20 protein-coding genes are annotated in these 18,649 nt (G+C 70.6%); 10 read left to right on the top strand and 10 right to left on the bottom strand.

The genetic code is table 11. From position 1 onward, the window contains the following. Positions 1-137: 137 nt before the first annotated feature. The 10 genes from phnD to RIF65_RS12455 all read left to right on the top strand — a co-directional run bounded on the left by phnD (position 138) and on the right by RIF65_RS12455 (position 10,349). The gene (gene phnD, locus RIF65_RS12500) at positions 138-1,040 is read left to right on the top strand and encodes a phosphate/phosphite/phosphonate ABC transporter substrate-binding protein (RefSeq protein ID WP_309064956.1); all 903 of its coding nucleotides are present in this window, start codon (positions 138-140) and stop codon (positions 1,038-1,040) included. After that, positions 1,037-1,918 (top strand): phosphonate ABC transporter ATP-binding protein, encoded by an 882-nt coding sequence (locus RIF65_RS12495; RefSeq protein WP_309064955.1) that lies wholly within the window; start codon positions 1,037-1,039, stop codon positions 1,916-1,918. Before phnD ends, RIF65_RS12495 begins: the two co-directional genes overlap by 4 nt. Then, positions 1,905-2,738, top strand: coding sequence for a phosphonate ABC transporter, permease protein PhnE (gene phnE / locus RIF65_RS12490; RefSeq protein ID WP_309064954.1), 834 nt, complete (start codon positions 1,905-1,907; stop codon positions 2,736-2,738). The genes RIF65_RS12495 and phnE overlap by 14 nt, the downstream gene beginning before the upstream one ends. Continuing rightward, the gene (locus RIF65_RS12485; RefSeq protein WP_309064953.1) at positions 2,735-3,481 is read left to right on the top strand and encodes a tyrosine-protein phosphatase; all 747 of its coding nucleotides are present in this window, start codon (positions 2,735-2,737) and stop codon (positions 3,479-3,481) included. The genes phnE and RIF65_RS12485 overlap by 4 nt, the downstream gene beginning before the upstream one ends. Next, positions 3,478-4,077, top strand: coding sequence for a TetR/AcrR family transcriptional regulator (locus RIF65_RS12480; protein ID WP_309064952.1), 600 nt, complete (start codon positions 3,478-3,480; stop codon positions 4,075-4,077). The genes RIF65_RS12485 and RIF65_RS12480 overlap by 4 nt, the downstream gene beginning before the upstream one ends. Positions 4,078-4,111: 34 nt before the next feature. After that, on the top strand, positions 4,112-5,323 hold the full coding sequence (locus RIF65_RS12475; protein ID WP_309064951.1) for a class I SAM-dependent methyltransferase: 1,212 nt from the start codon (positions 4,112-4,114) through the stop codon (positions 5,321-5,323). Positions 5,324-5,640: 317 nt separating this feature from the next. After that, entirely contained in the window at positions 5,641-6,924 is a 1,284-nt protein-coding gene (locus tag RIF65_RS12470; RefSeq protein ID WP_309064950.1) for a quaternary amine ABC transporter ATP-binding protein, read from the top strand. Next, a complete protein-coding gene (locus tag RIF65_RS12465; protein ID WP_375142199.1) occupies positions 6,921-7,883 on the top strand; it encodes an ABC transporter permease in 963 nt (320 codons plus the stop codon). Before RIF65_RS12470 ends, RIF65_RS12465 begins: the two co-directional genes overlap by 4 nt. Before the next feature lie 20 nt (positions 7,884-7,903). Continuing rightward, a complete protein-coding gene (locus tag RIF65_RS12460) occupies positions 7,904-8,815 on the top strand; it encodes a glycine betaine ABC transporter substrate-binding protein (protein WP_309064948.1) in 912 nt (303 codons plus the stop codon). 64 nt (positions 8,816-8,879) lie between these two features. Further along, positions 8,880-10,349: a lipase maturation factor family protein gene (locus RIF65_RS12455; RefSeq protein WP_309064947.1), complete on the top strand. Its 1,470-nt coding sequence runs from the start codon at positions 8,880-8,882 to the stop codon at positions 10,347-10,349. A 225-nt stretch (positions 10,350-10,574) separates the two neighbouring features. Here RIF65_RS12455 and RIF65_RS12450 read toward each other — a convergent pair whose 3' ends face one another. The 10 genes from RIF65_RS12450 to RIF65_RS12405 form a co-directional block, all read right to left on the bottom strand. Beyond that, the gene (locus RIF65_RS12450) at positions 10,575-11,342 is read right to left on the bottom strand and encodes an ABC transporter permease (protein WP_309064946.1); all 768 of its coding nucleotides are present in this window, start codon (positions 11,340-11,342) and stop codon (positions 10,575-10,577) included. Further along, positions 11,339-12,148 carry an ABC transporter ATP-binding protein gene (locus RIF65_RS12445; RefSeq protein ID WP_309065030.1) on the bottom strand — a complete coding sequence of 270 codons (810 nt, stop codon included), beginning with the start codon at positions 12,146-12,148 and terminating at the stop codon, positions 11,339-11,341. Before RIF65_RS12445 ends, RIF65_RS12450 begins: the two co-directional genes overlap by 4 nt. A gap of 2 nt (positions 12,149-12,150) precedes the next feature. After that, entirely contained in the window at positions 12,151-12,516 is a 366-nt protein-coding gene (locus tag RIF65_RS12440) for a DUF1048 domain-containing protein (RefSeq protein ID WP_309064945.1), read from the bottom strand. Position 12,517: 1 nt separating this feature from the next. Further along, positions 12,518-12,862 carry a PadR family transcriptional regulator gene (locus tag RIF65_RS12435; RefSeq protein WP_309064944.1) on the bottom strand — a complete coding sequence of 115 codons (345 nt, stop codon included), beginning with the start codon at positions 12,860-12,862 and terminating at the stop codon, positions 12,518-12,520. Positions 12,863-13,131: 269 nt separating this feature from the next. Then, positions 13,132-14,088: a Gfo/Idh/MocA family protein gene (locus tag RIF65_RS12430; protein WP_309064943.1), complete on the bottom strand. Its 957-nt coding sequence runs from the start codon at positions 14,086-14,088 to the stop codon at positions 13,132-13,134. A gap of 63 nt (positions 14,089-14,151) precedes the next feature. After that, positions 14,152-14,625 carry a DUF4383 domain-containing protein gene (locus RIF65_RS12425; protein WP_309064942.1) on the bottom strand — a complete coding sequence of 158 codons (474 nt, stop codon included), beginning with the start codon at positions 14,623-14,625 and terminating at the stop codon, positions 14,152-14,154. A gap of 144 nt (positions 14,626-14,769) precedes the next feature. Beyond that, a complete protein-coding gene (locus tag RIF65_RS12420; RefSeq protein WP_309064941.1) occupies positions 14,770-15,498 on the bottom strand; it encodes a hypothetical protein in 729 nt (242 codons plus the stop codon). Positions 15,499-15,592: 94 nt separating this feature from the next. After that, the gene (locus RIF65_RS12415) at positions 15,593-16,759 is read right to left on the bottom strand and encodes a carboxylate-amine ligase (protein WP_309064940.1); all 1,167 of its coding nucleotides are present in this window, start codon (positions 16,757-16,759) and stop codon (positions 15,593-15,595) included. Continuing rightward, on the bottom strand, positions 16,756-18,180 hold the full coding sequence (locus RIF65_RS12410; RefSeq protein WP_309064939.1) for a M20/M25/M40 family metallo-hydrolase: 1,425 nt from the start codon (positions 18,178-18,180) through the stop codon (positions 16,756-16,758). The genes RIF65_RS12415 and RIF65_RS12410 overlap by 4 nt, the downstream gene beginning before the upstream one ends. Positions 18,181-18,284: 104 nt before the next feature. Further along, on the bottom strand, positions 18,285-18,632 hold the full coding sequence (locus RIF65_RS12405; RefSeq protein WP_309064938.1) for a TraR/DksA family transcriptional regulator: 348 nt from the start codon (positions 18,630-18,632) through the stop codon (positions 18,285-18,287). Positions 18,633-18,649 lie beyond the last annotated feature (17 nt).

Genomic DNA, 18,649 nt, shown 5'->3' with positions numbered 1-18,649 from the left:
GCACACTCGCCCGCCGCCCATTCGTTCACCGAGCGTTCCCTTTTCGGTCCGGTGGTCTCGTAATCGCCGGACACCTTCGGCAGTTGGAATACCGGTGTTCTCGAAAAGTCGAGGATCCCCCTCCCCGAAAGGTCATCATGCGCCGCATCACCCTGCCCGCCGTCGGCGTCCTCGGCGTCGCCGTCCTCGCCCTCACCGGCTGCCAGAGCCCCGCCGCCGAGGCGGCTCCCGCCGACTCCGACGCCCCGATCACGATCGCCACGCTTCCGGTCGGCGAGGACCCCACCGCCGAGAACCCGGTCGAGGTGTTCGCCGAGCTGTTCGAAGAGGCCACCGGCCGCCAGGTGGAGGTCACCGACGTGCCCGACTACCTCAGCGTCGTCGAAGCCATCCGCGCGGACCATGTCGACATCGGCATCATGAGCGGCTTCCCGTCCGCACTGGCCGTCAACACCGGTGAGGTCGACCCGCTGGTCGCGTTCGGCGGCGACGACAAGCCGGTCTCTACGTGCGTCGTGCTGAACGACTCCCCGATCCGCACTCTCGAGGACTTCGAGGGCAAGACCGTAGCCTTCGCCGACCAGGCGTCCAGCTCCGGCTACTTCATGCCGGTGTACATGCTGCACGAGGCTGGCCTCGAGCAGGGCGAGGACTACGAGGCGGTCTTCGCCGGCGGCCACGAGGGCTCCTTCGCCGCACTCGCGCAGGGACAGGCGGATGCGGCCTGCACCGCCATCATGCTCACCGAGCTCGGCGCCCCGATGTTCCCGTTCGAGGACGGCGAGTGGCGAGGCATCGGCGAGAGCCCTTCGATGGCCGTGCAGGGCACGGTACTCGGGCGTCAATCGCTCGACGAGGAGACCCGCACGGTGATCGCCGACGGCATCGCGAAGGTGTTCACCCCGGAGAACGCCGAGCGCCTCGGTGCCATGGGTTCGTTCGCCGGCCTCGAGCAGATCGTCGCCCCGGATGCCGAGCTGTACGCCTCGTTCGCCGACATCGCGGAGGTCGCCGGCGTGGAGCTGAAGGACCTCAAGTGATCACGCCACCGGTCGTTGAGCGACGAGCGCCGCGAGGAGACGAAACGCCGGCGGATGCCGCGGCATCCGCCCCCGCGGGCTCCGACACGGCCCGCACCTCCACCACCGAGCTGCGTCAGGCGCTGCCGCTCGTCACGGTCCGTGACCTCGAGGTCGCGTACGACGGACGCACCGTGCTCGACGGTGTCGACCTCGACCTGTTCCCCGGTGAGATGGTCGCTCTGCTAGGCGCCTCCGGTTCGGGCAAGTCCACTCTGATGCGCAGCCTGACCGGGTTCGCGCCGATCGCCGGTGGCGAGGCCCGGGTCGCCGGTCACGACGTCGTCAACCTGCGTCGCGGCGAGCTGCGCGAGCTGCGCTCCCACGTCGGGCAGGTGTTCCAGCAGTTCAACCTCATTCCGCGGTTGAGCGTGCTGACCAACGTCCTGACGGGTGCGTTGCACGGCGCCGGCCCGCTCAACCTCGTCGGCGGCTTCACCAGCGCACACCGGCGGCGCGCCCTCGAGTTGCTCGAGCGGGTCGGCATCGCGCACAAGGCGAACGCCCCGGCGCGTTCCCTCTCCGGCGGTCAGCAGCAGCGGGTGGCGATCGCCCGGGCGCTCATGCAGCGGCCGCGGGTGATCCTCGCCGACGAGCCGGTCGCCTCGCTGGACCCCCGGCTGGCCGACTCCGTGCTCGGGCTGCTCCGCGAGATCGCGACGCAGGACGGCATCCCGGTGCTCGTCAGCCTGCACGTGCTGCCGCTCGCGCTCGCGCACAGCGACCGCATCGTCGGTCTGCGGCACGGCAAGCTGCTCGTCTCCGACGCGACGTCACGGCTGAGCGCCGAGTCGCTGGCTGTGCTCTACCAGCAGGAGGACGGCGATGACCACCATTGAGACCCGCGCCAGGCGCGAAGCGCCGGCGCTCGACCCGCGGGAGCGCGCTCGTCTCGAGGCCTTCCGCGTGCCCCGCGCCCGCTTCCTGATCGGCATCCCGGTCGCCCTGCTGGTGCTGATCTGGTCGGCCGGCGGTGTCGGCTTCGACTTCGTGAAGCTCGGCGACGGCGCGGTGAACATGGCGGAGTTCCTGTCCCGGCTGTTCCCGCCGGACTTCTCCCGCCTCGGCACCATCCTGCTGCTGCTCCTGGAGACCCTGCAGATGGCGATCGTCGGCACGGTGCTGGGCGCCGCGCTGTCGCTCGTGGTCGCGTTCGGCGCCTCGTCCAACCTCGCACCGGCGTGGCTGTACTACCCGTCGCGCTGGGTGATGAACATCATCCGCTCGGTCCCCGACCTGGTGTTCGCCCTGATGTTCGTCTCCGCGGTCGGGCTGGGCCCGTTCGCCGGCATCCTGGCGATGACGCTCGGGTCGATCGGGTCGATCGGCAAGATCTTCGCCGAGGCGATGGAGCAGGTCGACCGCGGTCCGGTCGTCGCCATGGAGGCGGTCGGGGCGTCCAAACGGCAGGTCATTCAGTACGGGATCCTGCCGCAGGCCGCCCCGCTGCTCACCTCGTACACGCTGCTGTTGTTCGAGGGGAACGTGCGCGGCGCCACCATCCTCGGCCTCGTCGGCGCGGGCGGTATCGGCCTCGAGCTGACCACCGCCATGCGCATGTACGACTACGGCCACCTCAGCGCCATCATCATCTGCATCATCGTGCTGGTCACACTGATCGACCAGGGCAGCGCCCTCATCCGAAGGAGAATCACATGACGACGATCGAGCTCAGCGCTCCGGTGAACCTGCGCGACCTCGGCGGCACGGCGATCGAGGGCGGCGTGGTCCGCCCGGGCTTCGCCATCCGCACCGATGACCTCGCCTACGTCACCGAGGAGGTCGCCGACGGCCTCGTCGCGAACGGCCTCACGGCGATCATCGACCTGCGCTCGTCGGTCGAGGTCGCCACCACCGGACGGGGGCCGCTCGCCACGCGCCCGGTCACGTACCACCACCTGCCGCTGATCGCCGACGTCGGTGCCGCGATGAGCGAGGACGGCCCCGATCTCGGGCATGAGGCGATGGGCGCGATGTACGTGCGCATGGTCGAAGGGGCGGCGTCGCAGCTCGTCATCGCGCTGAACGTCATCGCGGTCACGCCCGGCGCCACGGCGTTCCACTGCGCGGCCGGGCGGGACCGCACCGGCGTGCTCGCGGCCGTGCTGCTGCTCGCGCTCGGCGCGGACGACGAGGCGATCGTGCACGACTACGCCCGCACCGGCGACAACATGGCGGCGATCCTCGCCCGCATCCAGCCGGTGATGGCGGCGATGTGGAAGGCGCTCGGTTTCGAGGGCCACGACAGCTCGACCCTGTTGAAGGGGTCGATGGAGGTCTCCATGCGCACCCTGTTGGCGACGCTGCGCGACCGGCACGGTGACGCGCTCGCCCCGCTGTACGCAGCCGGGCTCACTGGCGACACCATCGCCCGGCTGCGGACGAAGGCGCTGGGCGCATGAGCGCGGTCGTCCCCGACGCACCGCGCGGCCCCGGTCGCCCGCGCGTCGAGGAGTTCGACGGTCTCATCCTCGACGCCGCGCTCGCCATCATCGACGAGGGCGGCGACGTGACGGTGTCGGCCGTCGTCGCGCGCAGCGGCGTGAGCCGCGCCGCGCTGTACCGCCGGTGGCCGTCGCTGACGGCGCTGATTGCGGCCGCCCTCGACGTCGGCCGCACGGTCCCGCCGGAGTTCCCCGAGGACGGCGACCTGCGCGAAGCCGTCCTCGACTCGCTGACCGACGGCGCCTCGGCACACGGCTACTCCGAGCACCGGTTCCGGCAGCGCATGCGTCTCGTCATGTCGGACCGGACCCTGCAGAAGGCCTACTGGTCGGCGCACGTCGCGCGGCGGCGGCTTCCCCTGGAGCGGGCGCTGCGGGTCGCCGCGGATCGGGGCGAGCTGCGGGCCGACATCGACGTGGAGGCGTGCTTCGACGCGATCGCCGGGGCGGTGTACTACCAACTCGTCGTCCGCGGCGACCGTCTCGACGCCCCGGAGACAAGGGAGCGCCTGCGCAGCGCGCTCGACGTGATCTGGCGCGGCATGACGGCCTGACGACACGGTGCCGACGACCGGCTACTGTGGCCGGGTGCCCCCGTTCGACTTCTCCCGGCTGCGCCGATTCCCCGACGTGGAGGCGCCGAACCTTCAGGGCTGGGACGCCACCGACGAGCTGCTGGTGCGTGAGGCGCTCGCCACCGGCATCCGCGGCGACGAGATCGCGGTGATCGGGGACGAGTATGGTGCGATCACCCTCGCTCTGACGGATGCCGGGCGGCATGGCATCCGCGTGCATCAGGATCTCGTCACAGGGCGGCGGGCGCTGGCGCACAACGCCGCCGCGCTGGGGCCGGCGGGGGAAAACCCGGACGAAGCAGCGTCCGACCGGCGTGTCGGGTCGCGACACGCCGCCGGCGGCCCGGATGATCCGGGATTCGCCCCGGCCCGCCCGGCCTTCACCTCCCACGAGCTCGAGCCCGCCCTGCTGGCCGGCGCGCGGCTGGTGCTGCTGCAGTTGCCGAAGTCGCTCGCCGAACTCGAGGAGATCGCGGATGCCGTGGCCCGCTGGGCCGCACCCGACGCCACGCTCATCGCCGGCGGGCGCGTCAAGCACATGACGCTCGCACAGAACGACGTGCTCGCGCGCTGCTTCCAGACCGTCACGCCCCAGCGCGCCGAGCGGAAGTCGCGCCTGGTGATCGCCGCGACGCCGAAGCGGATGCCGGAGCAGCCGCCGTTCCCGGTGCGCGCCGAGCACCCGGAGTTCGGCCTCACCCTGTGCGCACACGGCGGGGCGTTCGCCGGCGCCGGGATCGACATCGGCACCCGGGTCCTGCTCGGAGTGCTCGCCCAGGTCCCGACAGCGACCACCGTCGTCGATCTGGGATGCGGCACCGGTGCGCTCGCCGCGGCGTACGCGCTCCGTCATCCCGAGGCGCAGGTGACCGCCACCGACCGCTCGGCAGCCGCGGTGCGCTCCGCGCGCGCGACGATGCAGGCCAACGGCCTCGCCGACCGCGTGCGCGTGATGCTCGACGACGCCGGCTCCGAGCTCCCCTCCGGCGCTGCCGACGTGGTGCTGCTGAACCCGCCGTTCCACCTCGGCGCGAGCGTGCACGAGGGCGCCGGACGCCGCCTCATCGACGCCGCCGCGCGGCTGCTGCGCCCGGGCGGGGAGGTGTGGACGGTGTTCAACTCGCACCTCGACCACCGGCGTGCCCTGACGCGCGCAGTCGGACCCACAGAACAGGTCGCGCGCACGCCGAAGTTCACCGTCACCCGCAGCATCCGCCGCGGTTGACACACGCGGGACGACATCGCCGCGACACGCCCAGAACCCCTGGTGAGCCAGCGAAACCCTGACCGGTGATTTGGCCTCCGATCAGCCATTCGTTACGTTGGAGTGTGGCCGAGAGGCCTCAGACCAGTCCGCGGTCGTCGTTCTCACGCTGTGCATACTCGAGAACGCGAGCGTACGGTCGATGATCTTGCCCGGATCCGAAATCCGGCGCCCGCGCCGCCTGCACGGCAGTCCCGAAGCGGCCCTGTGATCATCACCCGGGCGTAACCGAAGCGGGCTCACCGAGACCCGAGAAACCGGTGAGCCGTGGGGGAGACGTGTCCGAAATCGCTCTGGAAGCGCGCAATCTGTACAAGGTCTTCGGCCGCAATCCGCAGCAGGCAGTGAAGCGGCTGAAGGCCGGAGAAACCAGGGCCCAGGTGGCGGATGCCGGAACGGCGGCCGTCATCGACGCGAGCTTCACCGTCAATCGCGGTGAGATCTTCGTGATCATGGGCCTGTCCGGCTCCGGCAAGTCCACCATCATCCGCATGCTGAACGGCCTGCACGACGCCACAGCCGGCAGCATCACGATCGCCGGTGACCCGATCACCGGCATCCCGGCATCCCGCCTGCGCGAGCTGCGCCGCGACCGCGTGTCGATGGTGTTCCAGCACTTCGCGCTGCTGCCGCACCGCACCGTGGCCGCCAACGTCGCCTACCCGCTCGAGCTGAAGGGCGTCGGCCGGGCCGCGCGCCTGGCCAAGGCGGAGGAGATCCTGACCCTCGTCGGTCTGACCGGTCAGGGCGACAAGCTGCCCGGCGAGCTGTCCGGCGGCATGCAGCAGCGCGTCGGCATCGCCCGCGCGCTCGCCGCGGACAGCGACATCCTGCTCATGGACGAGGCGTTCAGCGCTCTCGACCCGCTGATCCGGCGCGAGATGCAGGAGCAGCTGCTCGAACTGCAGCAGAAGCTGCAGAAGACGATCGTGTTCATCACACACGACCTGAACGAGGCGATGTTCCTGGGCGACCGCATCGCCGTGATGCGCGACGGTCGCATCGTGCAGATCGGCACGCCCGAGGACATCCTCACCGACCCCGCCAACGACTATGTCGAGCAGTTCGTGCAGGACGTCGACCGCGCCAGGGTGCTCACCGCCGCGAACGTCATGGAGCGGCCGCGCCCGGTCGTCGCCGAGAGCGCCGGCCCCCGCACCGCGCTGCGGCAGATGCGCGACGCGTACCTGTCCGCCGCGTACGTCGTCGGCCGCGACCGCCGCCTCATCGGCGTGGTCACTGACCGCGACGCCGTCAAGCTCGTCCGTCGCGGCGAGTCGTCGCTGGCGTCCATCATGAAGCCGGTCACTCAGCGGGTGGACGAGGACGAGGTGCTGATGAACCTGTTCATCCCGTCCGTCGAGTCGCCGCTGCCGCTCGCCGTGACGGATGCCGCCGGCCGACTCACCGGTGTGATCCCGCGTGTCACCCTGCTGGCCGCGCTCGGCCCCGGTCCCGGCGCCACCGGCGAGCTCACCCTTCCGCTCGTGCCGATGCCGCAGGAGGTCATCGACGAGGTGCTCGCCGAACCGTTCGCCGACGAGAAGGAGGGGGCACGCTGATGGACTTCCGTCTTCCCATCGGAACCTGGGTCGAAGCCGGCGTGGACTGGATCAAGACCAACCTCGAACCCGCCCTGGACGCGGTATCGTTCGTCGTCGCCTGGCTCGTCAACGGACTGACCACAGGCCTGCTGTCGGTGCACTTCGTCGCCGTCATCCTCGCCGCCGCGCTCATCGCCTGGCTGGTGCGCTCGTGGCAGCTGGCGATCGGCACGATCGTCTCGCTCGGGCTGATCGTCGGCATGGGGCTGTGGGTGCCCGCCATGCAGACGCTCGCGCTCGTGCTCGTCGCGGCCGTGGTGGCGGTGCTCATCGCCGTGCCGCTGGGCATCTGGTCGGCGCGCAGCGCCGCCGTGCGGTCGGTGCTGAAGCCGGTGCTCGATTTCATGCAGACCATGCCCGCGTTCGTGTACCTCATCCCCGCGATCGTGTTCTTCAGCATCGGCGTGGTGCCTGGTCTGGTGGCCACGGTCATCTTCGCGCTGCCGCCGGGCGTGCGGCTCACCGAGCTGGGCATCCGCGGTGTGGACGCCGAGACGGTCGAGGCCGGCCACGCGTTCGGCGCGAAGCCCGGGCAGATCCTGCGCGGCATCCAGCTGCCGCTCGCGATGCCGACGATCATGGCCGGCATCAACCAGGTCATCATGCTCGCCCTGTCGATGGCGGTCATCGCCGGCATGGCCGGCGCTGACGGCCTCGGCAAGATGGTCGTCGAGGCCATCTCGACCGTGAACATCGCCAAGGGTGTCGAGGCCGGACTGGGCGTGGTGCTCATCGCCGTGTTCCTCGACCGCGTCACCGCGGCACTGGGCGCCCCGGCCGAGAACCGGTCGTCGCTGCTCGGCATCGTGGCCCGCCGACGTGACGCGCGGCGCCGCGCAACGGCATCCGCCAAGGCCGCTGCGACGGCATCCGCCCCCGCCGCCGACACCGCCGACCGCGAGCTGCAGCCCGCCTGACGGCGAGAACGGGAGTCCCCATGAACACGAAGAAGATCACCACCGTGCTCGCGCTGGCGGCGACGGCATCCGTCGCCCTGACCGGCTGCGTCTCCGACGGCGCCGGCGGCACCGGCGGCCCCGGCGCGACCGGCGGCGCGGACAGCGGCGGCGACAAGGGCACGATCACGATCGGCTTCCTGCCGTCGTGGACCGATGGCCTCAGCACCGCCTACCTGCTCGAGAACCGGCTGGAGGCCATCGGCTACGACGTCGAGATGAAGACGCTCACCGAGGCCGGGCCACTGTACACCGGCCTCGCGCAGGGCGATGTCGACATCTACCCGTCCGCATGGCCCGAGCTCACGCACGCCGAGTACATGAAGACGTACGGCGACGAGATCGAGGACCTCGGGGCGTACTACGACAACGCCAAGCTCACCCTGGCTGTGCCGGAGTACAGCGACATCACTTCGATCGAGCAGCTCAGGGGCAAGGGCGCGCAGTTCGACGGGCAGATCATCGGCATCGAGCCGGGCGCCGGCCTGACCGCCCAGACGCAGAAGATGCTGCCGGAGTACGGGCTGGACGGCGAGTACGAGCTGGTCACCTCATCGACCGCGGCGATGCTCACCGAGCTCAAGGAGGCGACCGAGAAGAAGGAGGACATCGTCGTCACGCTGTGGCGGCCGTTCTGGGCCAACGACGCCTTCCCGATCAAGGACCTCGAAGACCCGAAGGGCGCGATGGGCGAGTCCGAGGCGTTGCACTTCCTGGGCACCGCGGGCTTCAGTGAGGAGCATCCCGACGCCGCTGAGCTCATCGAGAGCATCAAGCTCGACGACGAGCAGTACGGCGCGCTGGAGGACCTGGTCGTCAACGAGTACGGCGAGGGCAAGGAGCGCGAGGCCGTCGAGGCGTGGCTGGAGAAGTACCCCGACCTGATCGGCTGAGCGCCCCGATCGCCCGCGTCAAGACCCCTCGCCGCGGGCGATCGGGCGTCGTACTCTCGGCGCCATGGACGGGTTCGCCGCGGTCGACTTCTGGTTCGCGCGCGAGGTGCTGCAGCGGGGCATCGCCGCGCTGTTCGTCGTGGCGTTCCTGTCGACCCTGAACCAGTTCCGCCCGCTGCTCGGAGAGCACGGTCTGTTGCCCGCACCCGACCTGCTGGACTGGGTCGCCGCCGACCCGAAGAGCCGCGGGAAGATGCTGCGCCCGACCCTGTTCCGCCGCATCCGCTACACCGACCGGCGGCTGGTCGCCCTGTGCTGGGCCGGCATCGTGATCGGGCTGCTGCTCGTCGCCGGCATCCCGCAGCTGGCCCCGCCCTGGGTGCCGATGCTGTGCTTCCTGGCGCTGTGGTTCGGCTACATGTCGATCACCAGCATCGGTCAGACCTTCTACTCGTTCGGGTGGGAGATGCTGCTCGTCGAGGCCGGGTTCCTCGCCGCGTTCCTTGGCTCGCAGCACCAGCCGCCGCCCACCGTGGTGATCGTGCTGTTCTGGTGGTTGCTGTTCCGTCTCGAGTTCGGCGCCGGGATGATCAAGATCCGCGGCGGCCGCGAGTGGCGCGACCTCACCGCGCTGATGTACCACCACGAGACGCAGCCGATGCCCGGTCCGCTCAGCAGGCAGGCGCACCTGCTGCCGCGCTGGTTCCACAAGGGCGAGGTGATCGGCAACCACTTCGCGCAGCTGGTGGTACCGTTCTTCCTGTTCGCTCCGCTGCTGGGCCTCTGGGTGCCTGAGCCTGTCGAAGGGCCGGCGTGGCCCCAGGTCATCGGTGCGATCGCCGCCGCCGTCGTCATCGGCACCCAGCTGTGGCTGGTGCTCACCGGCAACTTCGCGTGGCTGAACTGGGCGACCATCGTGCTGGCGTTCTCGGCGGTGTCGTGGCCGTTCCCGTTGGCGCCGGCCGGCACGGCATCCGCTCTGCCGCTGTACTGGCTGGTGATCACGTCCGCGGTCGGCGTACTGTACCTGGTGGTCAGCTGGCCCGCGGTGCGCAACCTGTTCGCGAAACGGCAGGCGATGAACGCGTCGTTCAACCGCTGGCAGCTCGCGAACGCGTACGGGGCGTTCGGCACGGTCACGAAGCAGCGCATCGAGATCGTGGTCGAGGGATGCGGCGACGAGCAGGGTCTCGATTGGCGCGAGTACGAGTTCAAGGGCAAGCCGGGGAACCTGCGGCGGGTGCCGCGCCAGTTCGCGCCGTACCACCTGCGCCTGGACTGGCTGATGTGGTTCCTGCCACTCGGCTACTCGCTCGACGACTGGTTCACGATGTTCCTGGTGCGGCTTCTCGAAGCGGATGCCGCGACGCTGGCGCTTCTGCGCACCGACCCGTTCCACGGGGAGCGGCCGAAGATGGTGCGGGCGGTGTCGTACCGGTACCGCTTCGCTACGCGGGCGCAACGGCGCGAGGAGGGCGTGCACTGGGTACGGACCGGCCGCCGGGTCGTGCTCGGTCCGTTCGGGTTGCGCTGAGCGCGGGCGGATGCCAGGGTGCGGGCGGGTCGATGCGCTCGGGTCGCGAAAAGTGCCGGTATCGCGGCGCGAGAGCGGCGCTTTTCGAGACCTGAGCGGGCCGGATGCCGGGAAAGCGGCGTTTTCCGCGACCTGAGCGACGCCGCAGGGGCTACCGCCGAGCGCGGCGAAACGCCCCGGCCGGAGATGATCCCCGGACGGAGCGTTCCGCATCGCTGCGAGCGGTCACCGGATGCGCTTGCGGTACGCGGCCATCGCCAGCGCGTAGGCGACGACGAGGATGCCGATGCACCAGGCCAGCGCCGCCCAGATCTCCCCACCCACCGGATCCCCGGCGAACAGCGCCTGGATCGTGTTCACGATGGACGTCACCGGCTGGTTCTCGGCGAACCAGCGCACCGGCGCCGGCATGGTGTCGGTCGGCACGAACGCCGAGCTTATGAACGGCAGGAAGATCAGCGGGTACGAGAACGCACTCGCCCCGTCGACCGTCTTCGCGCTGAGCCCGGCGACGATCGCCAGCCAGGTGAGCGCGAGGGTGAACAGCAGCAGGATGCCGATCGCCGCGAGCCACGCCAGCGGTCCGGCATCAGTGCGGAATCCCATCGCGAATCCGACCGCGAAGATGATCGCGAGGGTGATCATGTTGGCGACGAGGGACGTGATCACGTGCGCCCACAGCACGCTGGAGCGGCCGATCGGCATGGAGTGGAACCGCTCGAAGATGCCGCCCTGCAGATCGGTGAAGAGCCGGAACGCCGTGTAGGCGATACCCGACGCGATTGCGATCAGCAGGATGCCGGGAAGCAGATAGTTCACGTAGTTCTCGGCCCCTGTGCTCTGGCGCAGCGCCCCGCCGAACACGTACACGAACAGCAGCATCAGCGCGATCGGGGTGACCGCCGTGGTGATGATCGTGTCCGCGCTGCGGAAGATGTGCCGCATCGACCGTCCGGTGAGGGTCGCGGTGTCGGCGATGACGTGCGTGCTCATGCCGCCTTCTCCTTCGAGTGCTGGGTCCCTGAGCCTGTCGAAGGGCCCGAGCCTGTCGATGGGCCGACCAGGGTGAGGAAGATCTCCTCCAGGGTGGGCTGCTTCTCGACGTACTCGACCTTCGCCGCGGGCAGCAGCTGCTTCAGCTCGGCGAGCGTGCCGTTCGCGATGATGCGGCCCTGGTGCAGAATCGCGATCCGGTCGGCGAGCTGCTCGGCCTCGTCGAGGTACTGCGTGGTGAGCAGCACCGTCGTGCCGCCGCGCGCGAGCTCCTTGATGACGTCCCACACCTCGATGCGCGACTCGGGGTCGAGCCCGGTGGTCGGCTCGTCGAGATAGATCACGGTCGGGTCGCCGACCAGGCTCATCGCGATGTCGAGCCGCCGGCGCATACCGCCGGAGTAGGTGCCCGCCCTGCGGGAACCGGCCTCGGCGAGGCGGAACCGGGCGAGGAGGGCGTCGGCGATGCCGCCCGGATCGGGCAGATGCCGCAGCTTCGCGACGAGCACGAGGTTCTCCCGTCCGGTGAGCACCTCGTCGACGGCGGCGAACTGGCCGGTGAGGCTGATGGCCTCGCGCACCCGGAGCGGATCCGTCGACACGTCGTGCCCGTCGACAGTCGCCGTACCGGCATCCGCTCGCAGCAGGGTGGAGAGGATCCGCACCAGGGTCGTCTTGCCGGCGCCGTTCGAGCCGAGCAGGGCGAACACCGAGCCGCGGGCGACGTCGAAGTCGACGCCGCGCAGCACGTGCAGGCCCTGGTAGGACTTCTCGATGCCGCGCACCGAGATCGCGGGTTCGGTCATGGTCATGACGCCTTCTGTCGTGCGGCCTCGACGGCCTCGATCAGCCGTGCCCGCTCCTTGTCGATCCACTGCTTGCCGCCGTACGCCCTGGCGAAGTTCTCGGCGAATTCGACCGGGTCATCGCCGACGATCGCGTTCACCGGGGTGCCGTCGATGGCGGCGCGCTCCCACAGGTCCGCGTGGTCGAGGTACATCTGCACGACGGTGTCGCCGTCGGTGATGCCGCCGTAGACCATCAGGTAGCGGTTGAACGCCTCGGCGGTCCGGCGGTACGGCTCGGGGAGCGCCTCGATGCGCGCCTTCGCCTGCTTGTACTGCTTCTTCTGCTCGAGCGATCCGGTGAGCGCTTCGATCCACTTCGCTGCCATGTCAGTTCTCCTTCGTGTTCGTGCTGCAGTCGTTCAGCTGTTCGATGCGACCGGCGAGGAACCGCCAGGTCTTCCAGAACTCGGCGAGCTCCGCCGTGCCCTGGGCGTTGAGGGCGTACACCTTTCGGGGTGGACCCTTCTCGCTCGGAACCTTCTCGACGTCGACGAGTCCGCGCTGCTCGATGCGCACCAGCAGCGCGTAGATCGTGCCCTCAGCGATGTCGGTGAACCCGTGCTCGCGCAACCGTGCGGTGATGTCGTATCCGTACGCCGGCTGCTCGGCGAGCAGGGCGAGGACGATGCCCTCGAGCGTGCCCTTGAGCATCTCGGTCATCTGCTTGCCCATCGGACCCTCCCTTCTCCAGTTCGGTATTCAGCGTTGCTGGGTACCGGTACAAAGTATCACTGAGTACCGGTGCATAGCAACACTGAATAGTCGATGTCTCGGCGGGCCGGCTCGCTCGGGTCGCGAAAAGTGCCGGAATCCGGGCGCGAGAGCGGCGTTTTCTGCGACGTGAGCGGGCCGGATGCCGGTGAAGCGGCAGTTTCTGCGACCTGAGCGCCGCCGCGCGGGCGGATGCCGGGGCGCCGGCGCCTTCCGAGGCAGAGCGACGCTCAGAGGAGCGTGGGCCGCCCGGATTCCAGCGACGCGTACGCCGCGTCGACGAGGGCGACGGCCGCGATGCCGTCCTCGCGCGTGACGCGGGCCTCGCGTCCGGTCTGGATCGCCTCGAGGAAGTCCGCCAGCTGCGCCCTGTACGGATCGATCTCGGACACCGACCCGGATGCCGGGGGCAGATACCCGTCCCGCACGACGCCGAGCTCGGCGGTGTCGAAGCGCAGGGTCCCGTCGGCGCCGACGACCTCGACGGTGGAGCGGAACGGCGTGCCCGGTTCGAACCAATCGGCGCGCACATGGCTGACCGCGCCGCTCGCATGGGTCAGGGTGACGTGCGCGGACACGGGCGGGGTCACGCTGCCGCGCACGGCCGGTGGATCCTGCGTGGCCGACACCTCGACGACCGGGCCGGCCAGCCAGAGCGCCTGGTCGAGGTCGTGGATCATCAGGTCGCGGATCAGCCCGCCACCGGCATCCTCGGCGTAGAACCACGCCGACGCGGGTGCCGCGACGGTGCGGCGGAACGACAGTTCCAGCATCCGCCCGACCGACGCGCGTGCCTCGTGCAGTCGGTGGTACCCCTCGAAGTAGCGCACCACGTGAGCCGGGAACAGGCGCACACCGGCATCCGTCGCGGCTTGCGCCAGCTGTCGCGCGTCGGCGGCGGTGACGGCGAGCGGCTTCTCGCACACGACGTGGCGCCCGGCCGTGAACGCGCGGCGGGCGGTGTCGAGGTGGGTGACGGTGGGGCTGACGATGTCGACGATCGAAGAGCGGTCGATCAGCTCGTCGAGATCGTCGACGACGCGGATGCCGTAGCGCGCGGCCAGCTCGGCGGCGCCGGTGCGCCGCAGGACCTCCACGCGTGTGCCGAGCGCGAGCCAGCCCTCGATGTGCGGCGGCGCGATGCCACCGGCACCGACCAGACCGATCCGCTCCGTCGCTGCGCTCACATCCGGCATCCTCTCACGCGAGGCGAGCGGCCGCCGAGGGAGTCCCCGGCGGCCGCTCGTGGTTCAGCGCTGCGGGCCCGCGGCGCTCGTGGCGACGCGGTTGCGCCCGACGAAGACGCCGAGCAGCACCATGCCCACGGCCAGCACCAGGTGCAGCCAGTTGTCCGCCGCGTTCACCGGGAGGAAGTTCGCCTGCTCGTTGCCGACCGCGAACAGACCATAGAGGAACACGACGAAGTAGATCACGCCGCCCCAGATCAGGTAGGCGCGCGAGGCAGCGGCGCGTGCGGCGACTGCGACGCCGGCGATGCCGAAGGCGAGGTGGACGAGGTTATGCAGGACGGACACCTGGAACACTCCGAGCAGCAGCGCCTCGGAGTGCGCTCCGGCGCCGGCCAGGTGCTCCGTCGAGTGCGTGAGGCCGGGGATGAACCCGCCGATCCCCACGATGAGGAACACGATGCCCACGATCAGGGCGGTCTTCTGGATGGGGGTGCGCGCGTACCCCGACTCATGGTCGTGGCGTGCCGCGTTCATGCTGTTCATGCTGTGGACTCCCTCGGTCATCATCGCCGGGGTTTCCGGCTTGGGAGCACGATACGGGCGCGGTTGGAATACGACTGAGGGGATTGACGCGCACCGCGAGCACGCCGTATTGACCGGTGGCGCCGCGCCGGCCGGTCAGGCGTCGAGTTCGCGCGCGACCTGCTTCTCGAGCACCTCGACCGCCTGGTCGGACAGCACGATCAGCCCGTCGAGCTCCTCGCGCACCCGCTTGTACGCGACGTGCCGCTCCGCCTGAGTCGCGGACTCGTCGACCGCGACCTTCAGCAGCTGTTGAGCGCGGTCGAGGCGCTTGCGCTCCTCGACGGTGAACGTGGAGTCGCGCAGGCGGCGCGCGTCGCGCTCGGCGACCTCGAACGCGACGGCGTAGTCGCCCACCGCGTCCAGATACTCGGTCAGCTGCTGCTCGCTCACCTTGGCGTCAGCGGATGCCGGGCGCAGCGCATCCGCGGTCTTCTTGGCGCGCAGGAACGCGGCCGTGAGCGGCTGGCGTCCGTCGCTCATCGCCGGGAACGCGATGAGTTTGGCGACGTCGAGTTCGTAGTCGAGCCAGCGGGCGGTGATCTCGTCGTGCTCCGCCAACAGCCGCTGGAGCAGCTCCGTCTGCGACGGCGCGGCGTCGGCGCGCGCCCGCGACCCCCGCGCCGACCCCGCCAGCGAGCGCGCCTGGATCTCGGCGGCCTTGAGCTCGGCCTTCGCCCGGAGGGTCTCGATCCGCCGCTCGTGGCGGCGCTTCGCCGCGCGCTCCCACGCCTTGCCGACGCCGCCGGCCATCCCCATGATCGGGAAGATCAGCCACCAGAAGTCGCCGGCGAAGTCCGCGAGGTTGCGGAAGAGCTCGTCCATGATGCGTTCAGCCTAGTGAGCGGGCGCACGTCCCCGCCTCACTCCGCGGCATTCACCTCGTCGCGCTCATCCTCACGCGCTCACCCCGTCGCGCTCACCCCGTCGCGCCGCGGCCGGATGCCAGGGCGAGGGCATCCTCGACGATCGCGCCGGCGCCGCCGCGCGCCGCTGCCCGTCGTTGGAGGTCCGCGCCGGTGCCGCGGGCCAGTATGTCGTCGAGCCGGGCGCGCACCGTGTGCGCCTCGTCCGCCGACGCGAACGCCTCGCGCACGTGCGCGAACAGTGCGTCGACGGCAGAGCGCGCCGGGACGAGCCGCTCGGTGAGCGGGTCGACCAGCTGCCCTCCGAGGCCCCAGCGGCTGGCCCGCCACGATGCCAGTCGCAGCAGCGACGTGGACGTCTCGGGCGCTGCGACGCCGCGATGCCATTCCGCGACGGCCGTCTCGGCGAGGGCTCGCACCATGACCCCGATGCAGGCGGCGTCGCGAGGGTCGAGGCACACGTCGCTGACGCGGATCTCGACGGTCGGGGCGTGCGTGGACAGCCGGGCGTCGAAGTAGATCATGCCGTGGTCGAGGGGCACGCCGCTGGCCAGGGCACCGGCCACCGCGGCGGCGTAGCCCTTCGCGCTGCCGAACCGATCGTACGCTCCGGCGCCTGGCCACCGGCTCCACGCCTGGTAGCGATAGCTCGCGAACCGGGAGTCCACGCCGTACCAGAACGGCGAGTTCGAACTGAGGGCGAGCAGAACAGGCAGCCACGGGCGGATGCGGTCCAGCACGGCGACGCCCTCGTCCGCCGACGCGATCGTCACGTGGACGTGCAGGCCGCAGGTGAGCTGCTCGTCCATGGTGAGGCCGAAGCGGCTGCGCATCCGGTCGTACCGCGGGGCGTGCACGAGGTGGGGTTCGCACGGCGCGTGCGGAGCGGCCAGCGCCACCGCTCGCGCGCCGACGCGTTGTGCGAGCTCGTCCGCGGCACGCCGGCCTGCGATCACCGCCGCGAGCAGTTCGGCATGCGTCGTCGCCGGCGCACTCACGATCTCGATCTGCTCGCGTTTCACCTCCGCTTCCAGACGCGACCCCCCGGGGAGGATGAGGTCGCCCCTGCGCAGGATGCTGCCGGCCACCGGCCGGGGCAGGAACGTCTCCGCATCGACGAGCAGCAGCTCCTCCTCGACACCGATCCGCCGGATGCCGGATCCCATGGATGCCGCCCCGCGCGCGCCGCGCGCCGGTTCCGCTTCGAGCCCGATGGTCATGACGCACCTGCCGTCAGATCGCCGATCTCGTGCCACAGGTGCGCGATGGATGCCGCACCGCGGGTGAGCATGTCCAGATCGACGCTCTCGTCGTCGGCGTGCCAGCTGTCCTCCGGGAGCCCGGTGCCGACGAACAGCACCGGTGCGCCGAAGCGCTCCGACAGCAGCACGGCAGGGCCCCCTCCTGCGTTGCCCATCCGGCCGCGCACGGGCATCCCGTATCCGCTGTGGAGGGCGCGCTCGAGCGCGCCGAGCAGCGGGCCGTCAGGGGTGGTCGCCGGCTCCTGCCCCTGGGGCAGGTCGACGGTGAGGGAGTACTTCGCCTTCTCGGGCATCTCGGCAGCCACGAACGCGCGCAGCTGCTCGGCGACGACAGGCAGGCTCTGCCCGGGAGCGGTGCGGATGCTCAGGGATGCGCTCGCCTCGGACGGGATGACGGAGCGCTCGATGCCCGCCGGATCCCCGGCGAGCAGCGAGATCACCTCGATCGACGGCCGCGCCCACAGGCGCTCGAGGACCGAGTAGCCCTCCTCGCCGACGACCACGCGGGTGCGGCTGCGGGCCAGCCAGTCGGCGTCGTCGTACGGCAGCGCCTCGAACTCCCGCCGCCGTTCGTCGGTCAGCGGCTCGACGTCGTCGTAGAACCCGGGGATGCGGATGCGGCCGGCGCCGTCGTGCAGCCGACCGAGCACCTGAGCCAGCGCCAGCGCGGGGTTCAAGGTGGCGCCGGACGCGAGCCCGCTGTGCACGTCCTGCTCCGGCCCGGTGACGGTGAGCGCCGCGGTCACGATGCCGCGCATCGACGTCACAGGGGATGGCGCGTCGGCCCGCCATTGCAGGGTGTCCGAGAACACGATGGCGTCGCAGGCGAGTTCGTCGGCACGAGCATCGAGCAGCGCGGCCATGTTCGGCGACGCGATCTCCTCCTCGCCCTCGATCAGGAATCGGAGGGTCACGGCGGCGCGGCCGTCTGCGGTGCTGGCCAGGTGGGCGCGCAGGCCCCAGAGGTGCGCCATCACCTGACCCTTCGCGTCGGACGCCCCGCGGCCGTACAGGCGGCCGTCGCGCTCGACGGGGGTGAACGGGTCGGTCTGCTCCCACTGCTCGGGCTTGGCGTGGCGCACGTCGTGGTGGCTGTAGACGAGCACGGTCGGGGCATCGGGTCGCGCGGCGCGGATCTCCCCCAGTACCGCGTGCGCGTCGCCGGTCTTCACGACCTCGGCGGTGACGCCGATGTCGCGCATCTCCGCGGCGAGCCAGTGCGCCGAGCGGGCCACGTCCACGCGGCGATCGGGGTCGGCGGCGACCGACGGGATCCGCACCCACTCGGTCAGGCGCTCGACGAGCCGCTCGCGCTGATCGCCTAGGAACCCCGCGACGATCCCGTCGCGGTCGCCCATGTCGCTTCTCCCGGTTGTCATGCCCTGAGCATGGGGCCGCCCGTCCGGGGCCGCACGGGGATTGACGGCAGCGTCAGCCGACCGGTATGCCGCGAACGCCGATTTCGTGCGAGAGAATGCGCAGGTCAGCGCCCGAGACGCTGGGCGCAGGCCACGCAGTGGGTCGCGAACGGACGCACCTCGAGCCGCGCCACCGGGATCGGCTTGCCGCAGCTCGCGCACGTGCCGTAGGTGCCGGCATCCATCCGCGCAAGCGCCTCGTCGACGCGACCGAGCTCGTCGGCTGCGGCATCCGACAGTGCCGACAGCCGCGACCACTCCGAGGACAGCGTGACGCCCTCGGGGTCGTGCTCGTCGTCGTCGTTCGACCCCTGTCGGGCGCGGACGAGCTCGGCCAGCGAGGCGGCGGCGGCGTCGGCACGAGCCACGGCCGCAGCGCGCAGCGTCGTGAGCAGGGTGCGCAGGTCGTCCATCCCGTCACGATACGGCG

The organism is Microbacterium sp. (genome assembly GCF_031180975.1).
Lineage (GTDB): Bacteria > Actinomycetota > Actinomycetes > Actinomycetales > Microbacteriaceae > Microbacterium.
This window is presented reverse-complemented; position numbering and strand designations above follow the sequence as displayed.